The 20,206-nt window shown below is 35.2% G+C and carries 24 protein-coding genes; 5 read left to right on the forward strand and 19 right to left on the reverse strand.

Annotated features, from left to right (window positions below):
• The first annotated feature begins 220 nt into the window (after positions 1–220).
• From LU301_RS09965 to LU301_RS09985, 5 genes are all read left to right on the forward strand, one after another.
• Positions 221–760, forward strand: coding sequence for a GTP-binding protein (locus LU301_RS09965; protein ID WP_305270394.1), 540 nt, complete (start codon positions 221–223; stop codon positions 758–760).
• A 30-nt stretch (positions 761–790) separates the two neighbouring features.
• Entirely contained in the window at positions 791–1,210 is a 420-nt protein-coding gene (locus tag LU301_RS09970; RefSeq protein ID WP_305270396.1) for a roadblock/LC7 domain-containing protein, read from the forward strand.
• Positions 1,211–1,666: 456 nt separating this feature from the next.
• Complete coding sequence (locus LU301_RS09975; RefSeq protein ID WP_305270398.1) at positions 1,667–2,704, forward strand: hypothetical protein; 1,038 nt, start codon at positions 1,667–1,669, stop codon at positions 2,702–2,704.
• Between the two features lie 101 nt (positions 2,705–2,805).
• Positions 2,806–3,162 carry a roadblock/LC7 domain-containing protein gene (locus LU301_RS09980; RefSeq protein WP_305274059.1) on the forward strand — a complete coding sequence of 119 codons (357 nt, stop codon included), beginning with the start codon at positions 2,806–2,808 and terminating at the stop codon, positions 3,160–3,162.
• Between the two features lie 107 nt (positions 3,163–3,269).
• Positions 3,270–3,911, forward strand: coding sequence for an alpha/beta hydrolase (locus tag LU301_RS09985; RefSeq protein WP_305270400.1), 642 nt, complete (start codon positions 3,270–3,272; stop codon positions 3,909–3,911).
• A gap of 59 nt (positions 3,912–3,970) precedes the next feature.
• Here the strand turns inward: LU301_RS09985 and LU301_RS09990 are convergent, their stop codons facing one another.
• The 19 genes from LU301_RS09990 to LU301_RS10080 all read right to left on the reverse strand — a co-directional run bounded on the left by LU301_RS09990 (position 3,971) and on the right by LU301_RS10080 (position 20,200).
• Positions 3,971–4,222, reverse strand: a complete 252-nt coding sequence (locus tag LU301_RS09990) for a type B 50S ribosomal protein L31 (RefSeq protein ID WP_305270402.1) — start codon at positions 4,220–4,222, stop codon at positions 3,971–3,973.
• 374 nt (positions 4,223–4,596) lie between these two features.
• Entirely contained in the window at positions 4,597–4,968 is a 372-nt protein-coding gene (locus LU301_RS09995) for a hypothetical protein (RefSeq protein WP_305270404.1), read from the reverse strand.
• Between the two features lie 31 nt (positions 4,969–4,999).
• The gene (asd, locus tag LU301_RS10000) at positions 5,000–5,854 is read right to left on the reverse strand and encodes an archaetidylserine decarboxylase (protein ID WP_305270406.1); all 855 of its coding nucleotides are present in this window, start codon (positions 5,852–5,854) and stop codon (positions 5,000–5,002) included.
• 1 nt (position 5,855) lies between these two features.
• Positions 5,856–6,692, reverse strand: coding sequence for a sulfurtransferase (locus LU301_RS10005; RefSeq protein WP_305270408.1), 837 nt, complete (start codon positions 6,690–6,692; stop codon positions 5,856–5,858).
• 60 nt (positions 6,693–6,752) lie between these two features.
• Positions 6,753–7,499, reverse strand: a complete 747-nt coding sequence (locus tag LU301_RS10010; RefSeq protein ID WP_305270410.1) for an AAA family ATPase — start codon at positions 7,497–7,499, stop codon at positions 6,753–6,755.
• Between the two features lie 21 nt (positions 7,500–7,520).
• Complete coding sequence (locus LU301_RS10015) at positions 7,521–8,402, reverse strand: mechanosensitive ion channel family protein (protein ID WP_305270413.1); 882 nt, start codon at positions 8,400–8,402, stop codon at positions 7,521–7,523.
• 10 nt (positions 8,403–8,412) lie between these two features.
• Positions 8,413–9,225 carry a DUF432 domain-containing protein gene (locus tag LU301_RS10020; protein ID WP_370692195.1) on the reverse strand — a complete coding sequence of 271 codons (813 nt, stop codon included), beginning with the start codon at positions 9,223–9,225 and terminating at the stop codon, positions 8,413–8,415.
• A gap of 13 nt (positions 9,226–9,238) precedes the next feature.
• Positions 9,239–9,916, reverse strand: a complete 678-nt coding sequence (mtgA, locus tag LU301_RS10025) for a monofunctional biosynthetic peptidoglycan transglycosylase (protein WP_370692257.1) — start codon at positions 9,914–9,916, stop codon at positions 9,239–9,241.
• Between the two features lie 113 nt (positions 9,917–10,029).
• Positions 10,030–10,374, reverse strand: a complete 345-nt coding sequence (locus LU301_RS10030) for an FKBP-type peptidyl-prolyl cis-trans isomerase (protein WP_305270420.1) — start codon at positions 10,372–10,374, stop codon at positions 10,030–10,032.
• A gap of 142 nt (positions 10,375–10,516) precedes the next feature.
• Positions 10,517–12,223 carry a malate dehydrogenase (quinone) gene (gene mqo / locus LU301_RS10035; protein WP_305270422.1) on the reverse strand — a complete coding sequence of 569 codons (1,707 nt, stop codon included), beginning with the start codon at positions 12,221–12,223 and terminating at the stop codon, positions 10,517–10,519.
• A gap of 234 nt (positions 12,224–12,457) precedes the next feature.
• Positions 12,458–14,161, reverse strand: a complete 1,704-nt coding sequence (gene mqo, locus LU301_RS10040) for a malate dehydrogenase (quinone) (RefSeq protein WP_305270424.1) — start codon at positions 14,159–14,161, stop codon at positions 12,458–12,460.
• 442 nt (positions 14,162–14,603) lie between these two features.
• Positions 14,604–15,905, reverse strand: coding sequence for a lytic murein transglycosylase (locus LU301_RS10045; RefSeq protein ID WP_305270426.1), 1,302 nt, complete (start codon positions 15,903–15,905; stop codon positions 14,604–14,606).
• Between the two features lie 99 nt (positions 15,906–16,004).
• Positions 16,005–16,919 (reverse strand): tRNA pseudouridine(55) synthase TruB, encoded by a 915-nt coding sequence (gene truB / locus LU301_RS10050; RefSeq protein WP_370692196.1) that lies wholly within the window; start codon positions 16,917–16,919, stop codon positions 16,005–16,007.
• Positions 16,920–16,991: 72 nt separating this feature from the next.
• Entirely contained in the window at positions 16,992–17,369 is a 378-nt protein-coding gene (gene rplS / locus LU301_RS10055) for a 50S ribosomal protein L19 (protein ID WP_305270430.1), read from the reverse strand.
• A 132-nt stretch (positions 17,370–17,501) separates the two neighbouring features.
• On the reverse strand, positions 17,502–18,212 hold the full coding sequence (trmD, locus tag LU301_RS10060; protein WP_305274061.1) for a tRNA (guanosine(37)-N1)-methyltransferase TrmD: 711 nt from the start codon (positions 18,210–18,212) through the stop codon (positions 17,502–17,504).
• Positions 18,213–18,280: 68 nt separating this feature from the next.
• Positions 18,281–18,832 carry a ribosome maturation factor RimM gene (gene rimM, locus LU301_RS10065; protein ID WP_305270432.1) on the reverse strand — a complete coding sequence of 184 codons (552 nt, stop codon included), beginning with the start codon at positions 18,830–18,832 and terminating at the stop codon, positions 18,281–18,283.
• A gap of 35 nt (positions 18,833–18,867) precedes the next feature.
• Positions 18,868–19,119, reverse strand: a complete 252-nt coding sequence (rpsP, locus tag LU301_RS10070; protein ID WP_305270434.1) for a 30S ribosomal protein S16 — start codon at positions 19,117–19,119, stop codon at positions 18,868–18,870.
• 152 nt (positions 19,120–19,271) lie between these two features.
• Positions 19,272–19,709, reverse strand: coding sequence for a type IV pilin protein (locus tag LU301_RS10075; protein ID WP_305270436.1), 438 nt, complete (start codon positions 19,707–19,709; stop codon positions 19,272–19,274).
• On the reverse strand, positions 19,709–20,200 hold the full coding sequence (locus LU301_RS10080; RefSeq protein WP_305270439.1) for a prepilin-type N-terminal cleavage/methylation domain-containing protein: 492 nt from the start codon (positions 20,198–20,200) through the stop codon (positions 19,709–19,711). The genes LU301_RS10075 and LU301_RS10080 overlap by 1 nt, the downstream gene beginning before the upstream one ends.
• Between the last annotated feature and the right edge of the window lie 6 nt (positions 20,201–20,206).

The following is a 20,206-nucleotide window of genomic DNA, read 5'->3' on the forward strand; positions in this document are numbered from 1 at the left end:
ATTCTATTCAGCACCACCTCTAAACCACTATTAATAAGAATGGTTTATAGTTTATTTCACATAATCCAGACAATTTGTCAAAAAAATCACAAAAAAACTGTTAAAAACGACTGACAAATGGTATGTCAAGTATTATAATATTTAAAATTATGCTTTGTTGATCAATTTATTTCTTATAATACAAATTTGTATTTTATTGTAAGAGGTATGAGGAAATTATATGATACTTCAACAATATAAAATTGTGTTTGGCGGTACAATGGGTGCAGGTAAAACAACAGCGATTCAAGCTTTATCTGAAATTCCCGTACTTTCAACAGAAGTTCTAAATACCGATATTGAAGCTCATGAAAAAATGCTTACCACGGTAGGTATCGATTATGGCGAAATTACCATTGATGGGGATTTAAAAGTTGGTTTGTATGGCACACCAGGACAAGACCGCTTTGATTTTATGTGGCCAGTGATTTGTAAAGGGGCTTTAGGTATTGTCATTTTAGTTGATCACGCCAATCCAAATGCGTTGAAAGACATTACTTTCTTTGTTGATCAATTCAAAGCACATGGAGAAAATATCGTCATCGGCATCACACATACAGACATTAAAAGCGACCATTTGCTCACGGGGTATCGAGACTGGCTCAAACGTAATGGCTATAACTTCCCACTTTATGCAGTTGATGCACGCAAACGAGATGACGTTTTTCTTCTAATTGAAACATTAATCGCTACAGCTGAAATTGACTTTTTAGCAAAATAATTTTTAACAAACACTTTTTAGGGTATGACAATGTTTAACTTAGGCACTTCTCCAAGTCGTACAGTTCCACCAAAATTGCTTAGTATTGCAAAGTTAGAAATTAATTCAATTTTGAGCAATGTGCATGGGGTACATTTTGTTATGTTATGTTCAACGGATGGTTTTGAACTTGCATTAGCAAATAAAAAAAATGTAAATAATAATGGTAAAATTGCTGCTGTAAGTAGTTCAATTTTAGCAATGGTAACAGCTTTCATTTCAGAGATTAATCTTAAAGGTTGTCAAACCGTTACTTTAGATGCGGAAAATGGTAAAGCAATCTTAACTTCTATTCCCGCAAAAAATAATCCTATGCTCATCGTTACTGTTACAGATAAGGATATTTTATTAGGACAATTATTCTATAGTTTAAACAAAGCAACTGAAACGATCGTTGCTGCAGATGTTTAATAGTATACGTGAATTCGGGGTGCTTTTAAATACAACTATTTGATATTAAAGAAAAATAGATAGAATTAATGAACAGTAGAGTTGGACAGCATCGTTTTACAAGATAAACTTTTATCCAAGTTTTATTAAAATGATGTGTCTTGCATAGCTTTAATCTCCATATAATCTTTATATTTCAATATGTTACAATATTTAATTTAAGCCGAACTCACGTTATAGATAATAAATGATGAGAGACGATAGCAATCTTATCCAAGCTATTGAATTTAATCAAACCTAATGTGAAATAAACTCAATTTTTTTAAAAATATGCAAAATAAATCACATTATGCTTGACATTTGGTAACAGTTCAATTACAATATATACAGTTTATATAAACTCTTTTAGAGTATGATATAAATCGTAGGACTAAATAAGATGTTGTCTATCGTGATCATATCTGAGTTGATTAATTTATGAAAAGTGAAATCAATATTGCAATTTTTGGTATGAGTCTAAGTTTATTAGATGAAATCAAAAGCAAAATTCGTTTGATGATTCCAAATCATGTACAAGTGAACTGGACGAATATTGCTGAACCAAATTTAGATTGTATCATGATTAATGATGTATTTTTTTCATCAGCCAATATCCAAAATTTAATTCAAAATAAACGACTTAATTATTTACGTTTAGTTAAAGATGAAACGAAAGGTGGTGAATTAGTTGGTGATGTTTTATATGTACCAGTGATTAATACTGCCCCTTTAAATCAATGGATTAATCAATATGTACTTAATGGTGAAACTGCAACTCATGTACATGTAAGTTCTCCTATAGCGACTACAAATACAACAGCAACAATCAGTAGTACAGTTAAACCTTTGAATTCAACAACTGCATCAAATCATAATGTAGTTAGCGAAAAAATTTTAGATGATATTTTTAACGATAAAAATGGTAATATCCAACTGTTTGATAGTATTGGTAACTTAGCGATTATTAATGCTAAATCAGAACAAGTTTGGCTTAATAGTACACGCTCTGAATTAAAAACTGATGGAGCTTTTAACTATACTTATGTTACTGCACAAAATTTAAATGTAGTAAAAGATGTAGCTGGTATAGATTTACATCTATGGATATTTAATTTAGCTTGGAACTCAAGCAATGTATTGAATTTACCTGTATCAAAACAGAAATTCTACAAATTAATTTATTGGCCACAGGCAGAAGTAGGTAAAGACCGCCGAGATATTATTCGTTTATCTGCAGCTTTTGCTAAAGGGGCAAGTATTGAACAAGTAGAAAATTTTACTAAAGTCAATACACAAACTATTGAAAAATTTATTTCAGCTTGTTTAGTTGCACGTCTTATTGAAGAAGTGCCTGTAGAACAAGCAAAATTAGTTAAATTTGTAGTACCAAAAGAGCAAGCGACACCGCAACAAACTGAACAAGCGAGTGCTGTATCGAGTTTCTTTGGGCGACTGCGTAAGCGATTAGGGTTTTAATTTTATTGATAGCCCTATATTTAAACTTTATACCTAGTTTAGGTGTATTTCATTCAAATTAGTCTAATTTAGACTAATTATGTTAAATGAGGAGAGCCATCATGGCAAAAATTTCATTAAACGCATTAAGCGATATTGACGGTTTCATTTGTGCTGCTCTTGTAGACAGCGAAAGTGGTCTTGCATTAGCTACTCAAGGTGGCGGTCTTGACTTAGAATTAGCTGCTGCTGGTAACACTGAAGTAGTTCGTGCTAAGCGTCGTGCTGCTGCTGCTTTAAACTTAGGCGACAGCATCGAAGATATCTTGGTTACTTTAGGTAAACAATACCACTTAATCCGTCCTTTAGATGCTAACGAAAACCTTTTCTTGTATTTGGTTCTTGACCGTGCTAAGTCTAACTTGGCTATGGCTCGCCATATGTTAAAAGGCTTCGAGAAAGGTTTAGATTTTGCTTAATTGAACCCTTTAATTTAAGTGTTCTTAAAAAGCACCAGTTGTTTATAATTGGTGCTTTTTATTTTACTAGTTTTATATTAAAGTAATTTTCTTAAAAACATTGATTTATGTCTGAACAAATTGAATTTATTACTGGCTCAGCTGGTAAAATTGAATGCTTTGTAACCCAACCTGAAGGTGAAATTAAAGGGATTGCAATTGTTTGCCACCCACATCCATTACAAGGAGGGAATGCCCATCATAAAGTACCTGTACTTTTAGCACAAATTTTTAATGAGATGGGTTGTGTCGCCTACCGTCCAAGTTTCCGTGGAGCAGGTCAAAGTGATGGCAAACATGACAATGGTGTAGGCGAAACGGAAGATATGTTACAAGTCATCGCCCAAATTAAACAAAAATATCCAAATTTACCATTTTATGCAGGTGGTTTTAGTTTTGGTGCTTTTGTTATGGCTCAATGCCATCATCTTTTAGGTGAACAGCAACGTGCAAAAAAACTGATTTTGTGTGGCTTACCTACTGCTGATGTTTATGTTGCTGGGTTACGCCACTACAAAACACCTGAAATTACTGGTGATATTTTATTTGCTCACGGCGAAAAAGATGATATCACGCTACTATCCGATTTAATTACTTGGGCAACACCACAAAAACACCCAATTAGCATATTCCCTAATGCTAATCACTTTTTTACAGGACATCTAAAACCTCTCAAACAAGTGATTACACGATTTTTAGGTATGCATTAAAATATAAAATAAAGGCATATCAATTGGATATGCCTTTGTTCCATCTTTTTCTAATACGCTTAAGAACGTTTAAAACGAGCAAAACGTTTATTAAAGCTTGCAACACGCCCTTCATTACTTGCTTGGCGAATCTCACCTGTATAGAATGGGTGTGATGCACTTGAAATATCAAGCGTTACATAAGGATAAACTTGCCCTTGATACTCACGTGTTTGCTTTGATTGAATAGTGCTACCAATCAAAAAATAAACATCTGCATTGGTATCATGGAATAAGACTTTTTGATATTCAGGGTGAATGCCTTTACGCATAAGAAATCTCCAATATAGTGCAATATTGTTATGATATAACATTATTAAAAATAATGCAAGTTTATCATCATGACAATTTGTATTAAACTATCGGTCGTGTAAATTTTTTGTATTAGAGTGATATGGTATTATAGAAGGATATAACACATAGAGAGTGATTATATAAACCCTTTGTAAAATCAATTATTTGGACATATATAATAAGAAACTATCACCTTTCGATAAGCTCAAGGCGACAGTTTCATATCATAATAAATTGTTTTACTATATGAGACAAAAAAGAAAGATTAAGACTTTGAACATCACAACAACACGTTAAGTCTTCACTAACCTAACCCCATTTTGTGTATATTCAATGATGAAACTATAATTGTTTAAGGTGTAATCTCGTAAAACTCCGCCTGACACGGCATATCATCATTTTCTAAATTACAACCCATTTCAAATTCACGGTGTTCATTGAGTGCATTGATTTTAGTCGTACCATCAAATTGATAATAACCACTTAAATCACCCATTGCATCATACACAGGAAATAAAGTCTGATATTGACCTTGATATAACACGCTATCCATTTCAGGTAAAGACACTGTCATTTGACCATTACTTTGAATTTCAATCACGTGTTGCTCTTCAGGATATGGACTAAAATTAAACGCTTTTTTACCTACAAAAGGTAAGTTTGTATTTGCCATCACCATTGGCGATAAAGCACATAATGTCAAGAATATTGCAAATTTTTTCATCTTTTATCTACCATTTACCATGATAAGCCAATTATTTAGCTAAAATTTCGCCTAATTTTTCGCCCATTTTTACTTTGCTATTTGCATCAAACATGGCTTGCCAATTCATTTTATCTTTTTCAAATAAAACAATTGCTGTTGAACCTAAATAAAAACGCCCTAACTCATCGCCTTTCGCCAACGCTAATTGATGATGATTTAACTCTAAACGCCCTGTTGGTTTTACTTTGCCTGTTGCCACCGTTTCAATACCTGCTACAATCATCGCACCGACCAAAACCACCGCCATACGACCAATTTCAGTATCAAATAAGCATACCATACGCTCATTACGGGCAAATAAACCATCAATATTTTCTGCTGTGGTTTGATTAACTGAAAATAACTCACCCGGAATATATAAAGTTTCGGTTAAAGTCCCTGCCAACGGCATATGTACACGATGATAATCTCTTGGCGATAAATACACTGTTGCAAATTGACCATCGATAAAAGGTTGTGCCAGTTGTGTATCGCCAATTAATTTTTCCACCGAGAATGATTGTCCTTTAGCTTGGAAAATATCACCTTGTGTAATACGTCCAATTTGTGAAATCATACCATCAGCAGGACAAACAATAGCTTGTGGATTATCATCAATTTGACGTACACCTTGTTTTAATGAACGGGTAAAAAATTCATTAAATGATTTATATTTCAAGGCATTACGCTGTTCAGCAATCGACATATCAATGCCATATTTTATCTTAAATGATTGAATAGCAATATTTTTAAGCACTGGCTGTTCACTTTCCGCAATTTTCCCCACTAAACGACTTAATTGATGTTGTGGGATATGTTTTTGGAATTGAATAAACAACTGCTGTTTTAACTTTGATAATTTCATATTATGTTCCTAATTCAATTAAACTGTTACTTTGATTGCCCCATTCACTCCATGCCCCATCATAGGCACGCACATCAACACCGAGTAAACGTGCCACCACATAAGCTAAACTTGAGCGATGATGGGACTGACAATACACCACCAATGGTTGATTTAAATCTAAACCTTGCTGTTCTAATTGCTGACGAATGTAAGCTAAAGGATATAATCGATACTGCTGTTGTTTATCAAATAAATTTAGCCAATCATAATTTACAGCCTCGGGAATATGCCCTGCACGGCGAGCCATACGTTTTTCGCCGATAAACTCTTCTTTGCTACGACAATCCCATAATTGTACCTTGCCTTGCTCGACTTTTGCCAATAATTCATCATACTCAATACGATACTGTCCAGTCAGATGTATAGGCAATAATTCAGATGCAGGTGCTAAAGTAGGCAAATCACTTGTTACAGGTAATTGTGCAGCCAAACACGCATGGATACCGCCATTTAAGAGACTCACTCGCTCGAAACCTAAACAATGTAAAGTCCAAATCAACCGACTTGCCCAACCACCACCTTCATCATCATAAGCAATAACCCAATGCTGTGGCGAAATGGCTAAATCAGCAATTAAAGCTTGCAATTCATCAGCTAAAGGTAATAAACCTGTGATTTCATCAACTTGACGTACTAAACGTTTGGCTGATAAATGTACCGCATGGGGTAAATGAATTTGTCGATATACACTTTCACGACTTAAATCTACAAATCGAATGTGTTGTTCATCAATCTGCTCACGTTCAAAGTATAATGCTAAATCTTCAGCTTCAAGCAATAAGGGAAAGGTTTGCATATTTATTTTTCAGTTATAAATTGTGCTATTTTAACATAGAAATAAATTGTTAAACATTAGCTAAGTCAATAATTCTTTTAATCGTGCTGGAAAATGATTGAGAAAATCTTTAGTAATAAAGTAATGCTCAGTATCAGTATAATCAATCGGTCTTACCCCTACATAGTCAAATTGGAAAATTTGTGCATTAGGATAAACTAATAAAATCGGTGAATGGGTCGCAATAATAAATTGTGAATTATTTTTCACTAATTCATCAATTTGAACCAAAGCAGCTAATAAACGTGTTGGCGATAATGCGGCTTCAGGCTCATCTAGCAAATATAGACCATTACCTTTAAATTTATGTAACAACATCGCCATAAATGCTTCGCCATGTGAACGTGTATGTAAAGAACCGCCACCAAAACCATTTAAATAAGCAGGGTCGTCTAAATTATCCATATAAGTTGCAACATTATAAAAACTTTCAGCTCTTAAAAAGTAAGCATCTCTAGCACGTTTAAAACTTTTGATTAAACGTAAATGTTGTTCCAATCCTGTATCAATTTTATTCGTTGTTTTAAAATCAATATTACGATTACCACCTTCTGTGCCTAAACCAAAAGCTTTAGCAATCGCTTCCAATACAGTCGATTTCCCAGAACCATTTTCCCCTACAAAAAATGTTACATCAGCATGAAAATTTATTTTATCCAAATTTTGCACTGCAGGAATATTAAATGGAAATTCACTCCAATCAATATGCTGTTGCTGTATAAATTCGATACGGCGTACATAGGGACGCATGGCTAAAAAATCTTCCATCTGCACCAACTCTTAACTTCTTTAGCTTTCATTGATATCTGCGTTTAAATCAGTATCATTAAGCACTTGAATTTTTTGTACCGCAAAACGAATTTGATGTTGCACAAAAGCATCGCATACTTTTTCTTGCACTTCATCTCGCACCAAAGTAAAGTTTTCTTGACGACACCATACACAAAATAATAATTCAAGCGATGTTTCTTTAAATGCTGTAACCGCAACTGTTGGTTTAGGCTCTTCTAAAGCCAAATGATATTGACGACCTACGTCCAATAATATTTTACGCACTTTACTTAAATCTTCTTTAAAATCAATATAGAGCGTAATCGGTAAACGGCGTATTGGAAATTTGGATAAATTCAATACAGGTGAACGAATAAGTTGCTCATTTGGCAGTCGAATATAAATATTATCTAAAGTTAATAATTTCACCGACATTAAATCAATCGAAATCACTTTACCTTCTAAAGTATGCCCACGAATATAGGTAATTTGAATGGTATCGCCCACTTCAAATGCCCCTTCGCCAATTAAAAACATACCACTAATCAAGTTACTGGCTGATGTTTGCGATGCAAAACCCAATGCCACCGTCAAAATACCCGCCGCACCTAAAAATAAACTTAAATTAAAACCTGCTTCTTTTAAACCTGCAATCACAAAAAATAGGAAAATCGCATAAAAAATTAAACGTCGCCATACCAAATTTTGATGGGCATTGAGCTTTAAGCCAATGGTTTTAACAAAAGTATTGGAAATAAAACGAGCTAATAAAAAACCTATAAAAACCAAAATCACCGCAAGTAAAATTTCTACTATACGCTCACTGCTAAAACTTTTGAGCATACCTTGAAAAGTATTGGTTAAATCTTGGCTAATCTCTTGAGAAATATTATTTGCCATATCCTACTCATTAAAATAATTCAAACATTTTAAATAATGTGGTTTGCTCATGTTCAGAATGAATATTTTCCACTTGACCTGCAAAATCTGGGCTACGCTGTTCAATTTTAATACGTGGATTTTGGTCTCCATCATAATTCACACGAATTAACGATGTAACTAAACGCCCGCTACTTTCACTATAAAATAATGGTAATGCCGTTACAGGAATATTCATACGTTCAAAATGCAAAGGGCGTGTACTTACATTTTGCACAAATACAGGCGTTACCGCACGAAATGCTCTGAGTACCAACGCATCTAATTCTGTACGCCCATCTACCGATGTTACATAGCAAATCTGCCCTTCACGTTTATTCTCGCCAAACCATGTTTCCTTAGGACGCATAATCGGTAATTCAAATAAAGGCTGTTCCGCACGATGAATATAAGCACGCAACCATAAAGGTGTACTAATATATAATATTGCACTTTGTCCACTCGCAACATAAATCGGTTCAACAGGTTTAATCACAATCGAGCGTGGTGCTAAACGTGGCATTAGATGTAAAGTCGGCTCAGTATGCTTAAACATAAAACGATTGACTTGGCTCGGCTGTGGTAATTGATAAGCCGTATCCAAAATTTCACGAAAATCCTGTTCGTAGTCATATTGTATTTCAGGGCGATAATATTCCAAACGCCACTCAGTTAAATGACGAGTAATTTTGATTTGTAAAGACCCCATTTGCCAAATTCGACTTTGATTTAAATCAAAATGTTGTACCCCCCACCATTTAATGATATTTTTTTGTGGCAAATGTAATTGTTCTAACATACTCAACCTACTGTTTAATTTAATCTTTTGGCACTTGACTACTCGCCATACGTCCTAAAATAACACGCTGACGTTGTTTTAATTTTGCATTATTGCGATTTTTTTGATAATAACGTGGCTGTGGCAAAATCGCTGCTAAAAATGCTGCTTGCTCACGAGTTAAATACTTGGCACTATGCCCAAAATAATACAAAGACGCTGTTTCCACACCATAAATATGATCGCCAAACTCTACCGAATTCATATACACTTCTAAAATACGTTTTTTAGACCATAATAATTCCATCATAATCGTAATCATCGCTTCTTGCCCTTTACGTAATAAAGAACGATGATTAGTCAAATATAAATTTTTTGCTAATTGTTGAGAAATGGTTGAACCACCACGAACTACCGTACCATGTCGTTGGTTATTAATCAATGCATTTTCAATACTATGCCAATCAAAGCCATGATGTTTAATAAAACGTGTATCTTCAGAAGCGATAATTGCCTGTGCCATATAAGGACTAATTTCGTCCCAATCTCGCCACTCATGTTGAATACCCTGATTTAAATTACCACCAAAATAATAACTCCAACGCATAAACATCGTAGTTTCAACAGGATTAGTTCGCCAATAGAATAAACTCGCAAATACAGCTAATTGAAATGCTAAAAATACACTCAGCACAATAATGAGTAATTTTTTAATCAATAATAATAAACGTTGAAATTCTTGTTTCAACCACTGCAATTTTTCACGCACGGCGATTCTCTATCTTATCGATATTCTAAATATACAATCTCATATTTCATCAACATTTATCATTAATCATCACGTGTTTTCACATCAAATAATTCAATTTCAAAAGTCAAATCGGAATGCGGTGGAATAATATTCCCCATTTTACGCTCGCCATAAGCTAAATGTGATGGTACAATGAGCTTACGCTTACCACCTACTTTCATACCCATAATCCCTATATCCCAACCTTTAATCACACGTCCTGTACCAATCACGCATTCAAAATAACGACCTTTATCAATCGATGAATCAAACTTTGTTCCATCAGCTAACCACCCCGTATAATGTGTGGTAATTAATGCACCTTTAACCGCTTCTTTACCCGTACCGACTACTAAATCAATGATTTCAGTTTGTTTTTCAGACATTGTACTATCTCTTTGCAAAAAAATTATTATATGCTGAACTGTGGATTGATAAAAGTACTTTATGATAGGTTTGATGTAAATCGTGGTTACAAAAAATATGCTAAGTATTTCTACTTAGCATATTTGAACATCAAGAGTAACATCACAACGCTTGCTCTTCATTATTTAAGTTTTTGCTACCTTCACTTTGAGCTGATACTTCAGCTGTTGGACGAGTTGCTAAATCTGCAGGTACTTCAATATGCGTTAATTGTAATGCTTCACTGGTCATACGGCGAATTTCATTAGTTAAAGCCACACTTTCATTGAGCTTTTGCCCATAAGATGGAATGATTTGCTTTAACTTTTCTGCCCAACCATTTTTCATTTGTTCTGGGAATGATTTTGCTAATACATCAAGCATTGCAGGCGGAGAAATTGATGCACCTGGTGAAGCTCCCAATAACGCTGCCATAGAATGATCTTTATCTGTTACCACTTCAGTACCAAATTGTAACACAGCACCCAATTTAGGGTCTTTCTTAATCACTTGCACACGCTGACCTGCTGTAATTAATTTCCAGTATTTACGTTCAGCAGTAGGGTAATATTTAACCAATTCAGCATGACGGTCATTGTCTTTAAGCTGTGCTTGTTGCATTAAATATTTAATTAAATCTGTATTTTGTACACCAATTTTCATCATACCAAATAAATTGTGATTATTTACTGATGATACAATATCAAAAATTGAACCTGTTTTTAAGAAACGTGTATTAAACAATGCATAAGGACCAAATAACATAGTACGTTTACCATCAAGGAAACGAGTGTCTAAGTGTGGCACAGACATCGGTGGTGCTCCCACTTCAGCTTGACCATAGACTTTTGCATTATGCTTGCCTGTTATATTTGGATCTTCAAATGATAAGAATTGACCACCTACAGGGAAACCACCATAATTATGTGATTCTGGTGTATCTGCCATTTGTAATAAAGTTAATGATGCACCGCCCGCACCTAAAAATACAAATTTTGTTTTAATGGTACGCTCAGTATTGGTTTTTAAATCTTTAACGGTAACATTCCACGTTTTATCCGCATTTTGACGTAATGCTGTTACTTCATGCTCTAAATCTAACTTGAAGTTTTCACTACGTTGTAAACTTTCTGTTAATTGACGAGTAATCGCACCAAAATTGACATCAGTACCAATCGGCATATAAGTTGCTGCTACTTTTTGATTTGGATCACGTCCTTCAATCAAAAGTGGAGCCCATTTACGAATTTGTTCTTGGTCAGTTGTAAATTGCATACCATAGAATAATGGGTTTTTAGTCATCACTTCATGACGTTTACGCAAAAACTCAATATTGTTATCACCCCATACAAAACTCATATGTGGTACATCATTGATAAAATCAGTCGGTGTAGCACTTAAACGTTTTAATTTAACCATACTAGCCCAAAATTGGCGTGCTACTTCAAATTGTTCTGCAATACCCACCGCACGGTCAGCACTTACACTACCATCTTTAGCTTGTGGTGTATAGTTTAATTCTGCAAAACCTGCGTGTCCTGTTCCCGCATTATTCCAACCATCAGAACTTTCCATAGCAACCGCTGATAAACGTTCAAAAGCATGAATTTTCCATGTTGGTTCTAACTCTTGCAAATAAGTTGCAAGGGTCATACTCATAATACCGCCACCAATAACAACTGCCTCTACAGGTTGCTCATTTTGTGGTGCTGGAACACTACGTTTGATTAAAGGCCAATGCAGAAATAAAAAGACTGCAATAATAAGAAGGATAATGAATGTTACAATGACCATAATATTACATTCCGACTGACAGAAAGTTTGACGCATAAGATAGCATATTTTTTAAAATAATTCATCTTATCTATTTGACTTTTATATAAAAAGCTGATTTTTATACAGACAATTTTCTATTTTCAATTCACCTATTTTGCTATATTTTTATTTTTTATCATAGACTTAGCAATCTATCAAACCTTAATATTATATTTCAAAATAACTATTATCATCATAAAAAATAGCTAGGTAACATCGACCTAGCTATTTCACATCTACCTTAAATGCTTACAATGCTTGTTGTTCATTGTTTAAATTTTTAGATGTTGATTTATCATCACGCTTTGGTGTATCAAGTTTTACATCAGCCTTAGGAGCATTTGGTGTTAAATCTGCTGGTACTTCAAGATATGGCAGTTTTAATGCTTCACTGGTCATACGGCGAATTTTATTGGTTAATTCGGCACTTTCATTCAAACTTAAACCATAAGATGGAATAATTTGTTTCAACTTATCTTCCCAACCATTTTTCATTTGATTAGGGAATGATTTTGTCAATACCGTCAGCATAATTGGAGGTGATGTTGAAGCACCCGGTGAAGCACCCAATAAAGCTGCAATCGAATGGTCTTTATCTGTTACGACTTCAGTGCCAAACTGTAAAACCGTACCTTTCTCAGGGTCTTTCTTAATCACTTGTACACGCTGACCTGCTGTAATTAATTTCCAATGCTCTTTTTTTGCATTTGGATAATATTTCAACAACTCTGCATGACGTGCTTCATCATTTAATTGAGCTTGTTGCATGAGATAAGTGACTAAATCAGTATTATCCACACCTACTTTCATCATACCTAAGACGTTATTATTATTAACTGATGAAACTACATCAAAAATTGAACCTGTTTTTAAAAAACGTGTATTAAATAACGCATAAGGACCAAATAACATGGTTTGCTTACCGTCTAAGAAACGTGTATCTAAGTGTGGAACAGACATTGGTGGAGCCCCCACTTCCGCTTGACCATACACTTTAGCACGATGACGAGTGGTAATTTCAGGGTCTTCAAATGATAAGAATTGACCACCTACAGGAAAACCACCATAATATTTCGCTTCAGGAATACCAGATAATTGTAATAATTTTAATGAAGCACCACCCGCACCGATAAATACAAATTTTGTTTTAACTGTACGTTCAGTATTATTTTTCAAATCATAAACGGTTACATTCCACGTTTTATCATCATTTTGACGTAAATCACGCACTTCATGTTGCACTTCAAGTTTAAAATTTGAGTTACGTTTTAAACTATCAGTTAATTGATTAGTAATCACACCAAAATTCACATCAGTACCTAATGGCATATAAGTTGCTGCCACTTTTTGATTTGGATCACGTCCTTCAATAATTAATGGAGCCCATTTACGAATTTGCTCTTGGTCAGTGGTAAATTCCATACCATAAAATAATGGATTTTTGGTAATCGCTTCATGACGTTTACGCAAAAATTCTACATTTTTATCGCCCCACACAAAACTCATGTGTGGTACAGCATTGATAAAATCAGCAGGATTAGCACTTAAACGCCCTTGTTGCACTTGATGAGCCCAAAATTGGCGAGAAATTTCAAATTGTTCAGCAATTTTAACTGCACGTTCAGTTTGTACTACACCATTTTTTTCAGGTGTATAATTTAATTCAGCAAAACCAGCATGACCTGTACCTGCATTATTCCAACCATTAGAACTTTCCAATGCCACCGCATCTAAACGTTCAAAGGCTTGCACTTTCCAATCAGGCTCTAACTCTTGTAAATAGGTGGCTAAAGTCATACTCATAATACCACCACCAATCAATACAACATCAATCGGTTGGTCATTTTCAGCAGCTGGAACGGCACGTTTATATAAAGGCCAATATAAGAATAAAATAGCTGCAAGAATTGCTACGACAATCAATGCACCTATGATTTTAAGGGATTTTTTCATAATTTAACTTCTTGATAGATTAAGCAAAGCAATAAAAATCAAATAAAAGTATGTTTCATGATAAAAATTAAAATATTTTCAATATCTTATAATTTATAAGCAACACACAATAATCAGTTTTAATCTTGCTTAATCAATAGATTAATTGGAATGTTTACTGTATTACTCGGATATTATAGCAAATGGTCAAGCATTCGGGTTATTTTTGTAATAAATAGTATTATTTTATATATCAAATTTAAAAATATAGTTTAACTTCACTCAATTTAATTTTATAAGGTATTGATAATATTTAAATTATCTATATGATGTTAGATAAATTATCATTAACGCATACAAAAAAATCAAGCACTACTATAGTAATCATAGAAAAATTATAATCCAAATCACCAAAAACCGTTTATGCTCTCACATAAACGGTCTTTGATTATACTCAAATCAATTAATATAATAATGGACTTGCGGTACGCACGCTAATAAATCCATCAGCCAACAAACCACTTGCGATTTGCCATTGATGGAATGCACGGCGAGTATTGCTACCTAATACGCCATCTGTACCTTTAGTATCAAAACCAAGTGAAGTTAAACGCTGTTGTAACACTTGTACTTGACTTGATGATAATGCTTGCTCATTTTGAGGCCATGAACGATGCATCGCTTGCTTATTAACAATCCCTTTTGCCAACATACTCACTGCTAATGCATAACTTGATGAATTATTATACACACGAATCATATCAAAATTCTTGCTTAATAATAATGCAGGACCATTTGCACCCGCAGGTAACCACAATTCTGCTTCACTATTTAATAATTCTGGAATATCCGCTACAAAATGCAAGCCTAATTGTTGCCATTGAGCAAAAGTTCTTTTCGCACCTACATTTTTATAATCAAAACCAAGCGGTAAAGTTACTTCATAATAAGGATTTAAACCACGAACCCAACCTGATTTAGATAAATAATTTGCCGTTGAACTTAAAGCATCAGCTGTTGCCCATGGATTACGGCGACCATCGCCATTACCATCTACACCAAAACTTTGCCAAGTCGTTGGGATAAATTGTGTATGCCCCATACCACCAGCCCAAGAACCTTTGAGATGATGCCATACTAAATCACCACGCTGTAACAAATCAGCCATCGCCAATAATTGCTGTTCTGCCCAATCACGACGACGACCATCATAAGCTAAGGTTGCTAAAGCACTTGGTAAATTACTGGTGCCTGTTCCTGCACCATAAGATGATTCAATACCCCAAATCGCTGTTACAATCGAAGCAGGCACGCCATATTGAGACTCTAAACTCATCAGTAAATTACGATTTTGAGCTAAATGTTGTTGCCCAGCTTTATTTTTGCTTTGTACTGATTGAGCATAAGCCCATGGCATTTTTGAAAATTCAGGTTGCTGACGGTCAAGATTAATCACTTGTGTATTATAAGTCGCTTGTTCCAATAAACGCTGTAAAGCATAGGTTGGATAACCACTTTGAGTAGCACGATATAAAAAATCTTGTTTCCATTCAGAAAAATTTACATAGTGTCGTGCCATACCAGTGCTAATATTTGGCACATGATTAGGTGTTGTTGTAACAGGCGGTAAATGTGGCTGTGTTGTTGGTACTGTTGGTGATGGTATATTATTCGGCTGACCTGAATGGTAAACTACAGTTTTAGTACAAGAGATCAAACCTACACCTAATATCATTACACTTAATGCTATAAGAGATTTTTGCATCACACACTCCTTCAATTATTTATGCTCGACACTATAACAATTTTCATGGTTTTAGTCGATGATATTTTGTGAATAATATCAATTTTTTAGCAAATGAACCTAATTTAAAGGTAGATTTAATAAACGCTTAGGAATTAAACGTCCTTTATTATTAACTTGAGCCAAACCTAGACATCGCCCTTGATAGAATACTAATAATTCATCTGTGGCAGGATAATCCACTGAACTTTCTTGCCCATTACAAAAATATTTTACACGTTCTTCTACCAATTCAAACTGTGGCAAGTGCTGTACAGGAGCAAAAACTGGCAATAATAACTGCTCACGCTCACTTTCACTTAAACTTTCCAAATATTCAATCGTATAGGTTTCATTAAGTTGAAAATGACCTGTTTCTATACGATGTAAAGCGGTTAAATGCCCCACTGTTCCTAAGGCTTGTGCAATATCTTCACCCAATATACGCACATACGTTCCTTTAGAACAACTCACTTCTAAACTTAAAGACTGTTCATCAAAATGTAATAACGTTAATCTATCAATCTCAATATTTCTTGGCTGACGTTCAATTTCAATACCTTGTCGGGCCAATTCATATAATGGTCGCCCATCTTTTTTTAAGGCAGAATACATCGGCGGAATTTGTTGCGTTTTGCCTAAAAATTGTTGTAATACCTGTTCAATAGTGTCCTTACTCAAGCTAGGAATATTCTTTTCCACAATCACATTACCTTCAACATCGCCTGTACTGGTCGCTTGCCCCAAACGAATAGTAGTACGATAACATTTTTTTGCATCAAGTAAATAATGTGAAAACTTAGTCGCCTCACCCAAACAAATTGGTAATAATCCACTCGCTAATGGATCTAATGCTCCTGTATGCCCTGCTTTTTCCGCACGGAATAAATATCGTACTTTTTGCAAGGCTTGATTAGAACTTAAACCCAACGGTTTATTGAGTAAGAATACACCATGAATCGCACGGCGTAATATTTTTGCTTTTGACATAAACAACCTAATATTCTATATAAAAAATGCACTTCCCAAAAAAGAAGTGCATTTTTGTCATAACAACAACTGCAAATATTATTCAGCACTTGCCTTACGAGTAGGTAATTTTTCACGGATACGAGCCGCTTTACCAGACAATTCACGAAGATAGTAAAGTTTCGCACGGCGAACATCACCACGACGTTTCACTTCGATTTTTGCAACAATTGGCGAATGTGTTTGGAATACACGTTCAACACCTACGCCACTAGAAATTTTACGCACAGTAAACGCAGAATTTAAACCACGATTCTTCTTCGCAATGACCACACCTTCATACGCCTGTAAACGCTCACGGTCGCCTTCTTTTACTTTTACTGATACAACAACCGTATCACCTGGTGCAAATGCAGGAATATCAGTTTTTAACTGTGAATTTTCAACATGTTGAACTAAAGGATGTTTACCACTCATGTGGAGTTCTCCAAAAAATGCAAATAAGGTTTTACCTAATTGCGGAGGATAGAGGCTTCACGCATATCACTCGGTTATATTTTTCTGTATAAATTATGATTTAATTTAAACAGAGCCTATGTGATTGAATATTCAATCTTCTAAATCTTTCAGCCATTTTTTTTGCAATGCTGATAACTCTACTTGTTCTACCAATTCTGGGCGACGTTGTAAAGTTCGTTGATAACGTTGCAAAAAACGCCATTTTTCAATCTTGGCATGATGTCCTGATTTTAAAACATCTGGCACCGCCAATCCTTCAAAAGTATCTGGCTTGGTATATTGTGGACAGTCTAATAAACCATCAACAAAAGAATCTTGCACTGCAGATTGCTCATCAGACATCGCTTCGGGCAAACGCCGAATTAAGCTATCTAATAACACCATTGCAGGTAATTCTCCACCCGAAAGCACATAATCACCAATCGAAAGTTCAATATCGACATAACGTTGAATTAAACGCTCATCGACCCCTTCATAGCGACCACAGAGTACAATCAAACTATCATACTGTTGCTGATATTGTTGCACCATTGTTTCGTTTAAAGTTTGACCTTGTGGCGACATATACATCACTGGTACATTATTTTTACCTGCTTGCTTTGCAAGCTGTTTGGCATGTTGAATTGCTTTGGCTAAAGGTTCAGCCATCATCACCATACCCGGCCCACCACCGAAAGGACGTTCATCGACCTTTTTATAGTTGCCTTGTGCAAAATCTCGTGGATTAATACATTCAATCTGTACTAAATTCCGCTTGACTGCACGTCCGCTGATTCCATATGCTGTAATCGCTTCAAACATTTCAGGGAATAATGTAATCACCGCAAACCATAAATTTGGCTCACTTTGATTGGATATTGATTGTTGGTTCAATAATCCACACCCCAATTAACATAAATACGACCTGCATCTAAATCAACGTTTTGTATTACATCAGAATGCCATGGAATCATACGCTCTTGAGTATCGACACTTTCAGCCGTTGCATGAACCAACATCACATCATTTGCTCCAGTTTCAAACATCTCATGAATACGCCCTAAAATGGCTTCTTGTTCAGTTTCTTCATCAAAACCAATCACGGTTAAGCCTTTTAAATCTGACCAATAATATTCATCAATGCCTGCTTTAGGCAACTGTGTTTTTGCAATCCAAATATTTGCACCAACTAATGTATCTGCCATTGTGCGGTTATCTACCCCTTTAATGGCGACCACTAAGCCTTTACCATGTGGTTTCCAACGTTTTACCGTTACCATTTGCCAACCTGATTTAGTTTCAAGCCACCACGGCAAATAGTCAAACATATTGCTCATCGGTTCGGTTTTGGAATATACCCATAACCAGCCATTTAGCCCATACGCAGAACGCAACTGCCCAATCAATATGCGATCTTCAGGTACATTCTCTATAGTACTCATGTTTAACCTTATTGCAATTTATGTTTTGCTTAGACTTAAGCTGCTTGTTTTTTAGCTTGTTTAGCTAGATCAGCAACACGATCAGATGATTGTGCACCTTTTTCAGTCCAATAAGCTAAACGGTCTAAATCTAAACGTAATTTTTCAGATTGACCTTGTGCTAATGGGTTATAAAAACCGATACGCTCAATAAAACGACCATCACGTGCGTTGCGACTGTCAGTTACAACGATTTGATAGAACGGACGCTTTTTAGCACCACCGCGTGCTAGACGAATAACGACCATAATAGTACTCTCATTAAAAAACAATCCCATCACAAACCAGTTTTGGGATATATGAAATCTAACCTAATAAGTTAGACAGACTAGCTTTGTATTATAACAAAAAAACATCGATAACAGCAAGTGTTATCGATGTTTTTCATGGACTTAATCTCTTAATTACCTTCCCATGTGGAAGTTGCTGATAGAGTACAATTGTCAGACCCCTTAGTCCAGCATTTATGCCCTTGTCCATTCAAACGCAATGAACCATTGCCTTTCTGACGTTCAGTTGCAATTGGCGTTGCCACTAGAACCCAATCCGATGGGCGGGACGCTCCTGATGGTGTCCATGTTAAACTCAATGTATACAGCGGTTTATCTGTTGGATAGTTCGCCTTGCCAAAATCTGCAATAGTTTTACCACTATCATACACCTTATTCGCCACTTTATAACGTTGAATATTTTGTGCTACACGCATCATTTCTTGTTGCATATCTACACGATGACCACGTATGATATAATCTTGATATGCTGGATAAGCAATTGAAGCTAATACTGCAATAATTGCAATCACAATCATCAATTCAATTAAAGTAAACCCTTTTTGCATTACCAATTCTCCGAAGCTGTACCACAGTTTGCATGAGTTGAAACTGCATTCGTTGTACGAGTCATACAACGAACACCATCACTTCTCATCAATAAATCATAGTTTTTAGCTTGCTCTTTCGGATTAATACGCGTAGCACTAATACCCCACGCAAAACCAGTCGCATTCGCAGCATTTAATGCTCCATTATTCGCCAAATCAACAACGGTAATGGTGTACTTTGGTGCATTTACTGGTACTCGGAATGAGTTACCACCACAAGTTGCATTTTGACTAATATTCACAGATGGACAAAAGTTACGAAAGCTAAAATTACGCATTTTATGACGTTCAAGTTCTGTCGCTAACTTTTGAATCTCTTGTTGAGCAACCGCCAAATCTTTTTTACGGATATATTGTTCATAGCTTGGTAAGGCAATGGCGGCAATAATTGCCACCACCACCACCACCACCATGACTTCTATTAAGGTAAAACCTTGTATTTTTTTCATCATGTA

Source organism: Moraxella sp. ZY210820 (assembly GCF_030674635.1).
In the GTDB taxonomy this organism is placed as follows: domain Bacteria; phylum Pseudomonadota; class Gammaproteobacteria; order Pseudomonadales; family Moraxellaceae; genus Acinetobacter.

Bases quoted from the DNA above. Each gene is read 5' to 3' on its own strand.
- LU301_RS09965 (WP_305270394.1), top strand. From the start codon at position 221: ATGATACTTCAACAATATAAAATTGTGTTTGGCGGTACAATGGGTGCA.
- LU301_RS09970 (WP_305270396.1), top strand. From the start codon at position 791: ATGTTTAACTTAGGCACTTCTCCAAGTCGTACAGTTCCACCAAAATTG.
- LU301_RS09975 (WP_305270398.1), top strand. From the start codon at position 1,667: ATGAAAAGTGAAATCAATATTGCAATTTTTGGTATGAGTCTAAGTTTA.
- LU301_RS09980 (WP_305274059.1), top strand. From the start codon at position 2,806: ATGGCAAAAATTTCATTAAACGCATTAAGCGATATTGACGGTTTCATT.
- LU301_RS09985 (WP_305270400.1), top strand. From the start codon at position 3,270: ATGTCTGAACAAATTGAATTTATTACTGGCTCAGCTGGTAAAATTGAA.
- LU301_RS09990 (WP_305270402.1), bottom strand. From the start codon at position 4,222: ATGCGTAAAGGCATTCACCCTGAATATCAAAAAGTCTTATTCCATGAT.
- LU301_RS09995 (WP_305270404.1), bottom strand. From the start codon at position 4,968: ATGAAAAAATTTGCAATATTCTTGACATTATGTGCTTTATCGCCAATG.
- asd (WP_305270406.1), bottom strand. From the start codon at position 5,854: ATGAAATTATCAAAGTTAAAACAGCAGTTGTTTATTCAATTCCAAAAA.
- LU301_RS10005 (WP_305270408.1), bottom strand. From the start codon at position 6,692: ATGCAAACCTTTCCCTTATTGCTTGAAGCTGAAGATTTAGCATTATAC.
- LU301_RS10010 (WP_305270410.1), bottom strand. From the start codon at position 7,499: ATGGAAGATTTTTTAGCCATGCGTCCCTATGTACGCCGTATCGAATTT.
- LU301_RS10015 (WP_305270413.1), bottom strand. From the start codon at position 8,402: ATGGCAAATAATATTTCTCAAGAGATTAGCCAAGATTTAACCAATACT.
- LU301_RS10030 (WP_305270420.1), bottom strand. From the start codon at position 10,374: ATGTCTGAAAAACAAACTGAAATCATTGATTTAGTAGTCGGTACGGGT.
- mqo (WP_305270422.1), bottom strand. From the start codon at position 12,223: ATGCGTCAAACTTTCTGTCAGTCGGAATGTAATATTATGGTCATTGTA.
- mqo (WP_305270424.1), bottom strand. From the start codon at position 14,161: ATGAAAAAATCCCTTAAAATCATAGGTGCATTGATTGTCGTAGCAATT.
- LU301_RS10045 (WP_305270426.1), bottom strand. From the start codon at position 15,905: ATGCAAAAATCTCTTATAGCATTAAGTGTAATGATATTAGGTGTAGGT.
- rplS (WP_305270430.1), bottom strand. From the start codon at position 17,369: ATGAGTGGTAAACATCCTTTAGTTCAACATGTTGAAAATTCACAGTTA.
- trmD (WP_305274061.1), bottom strand. From the start codon at position 18,212: ATGTTTGAAGCGATTACAGCATATGGAATCAGCGGACGTGCAGTCAAG.
- rimM (WP_305270432.1), bottom strand. From the start codon at position 18,832: ATGAGTACTATAGAGAATGTACCTGAAGATCGCATATTGATTGGGCAG.
- rpsP (WP_305270434.1), bottom strand. From the start codon at position 19,119: ATGGTCGTTATTCGTCTAGCACGCGGTGGTGCTAAAAAGCGTCCGTTC.
- LU301_RS10075 (WP_305270436.1), bottom strand. From the start codon at position 19,709: ATGCAAAAAGGGTTTACTTTAATTGAATTGATGATTGTGATTGCAATT.
- LU301_RS10080 (WP_305270439.1), bottom strand. From the start codon at position 20,200: ATGAAAAAAATACAAGGTTTTACCTTAATAGAAGTCATGGTGGTGGTG.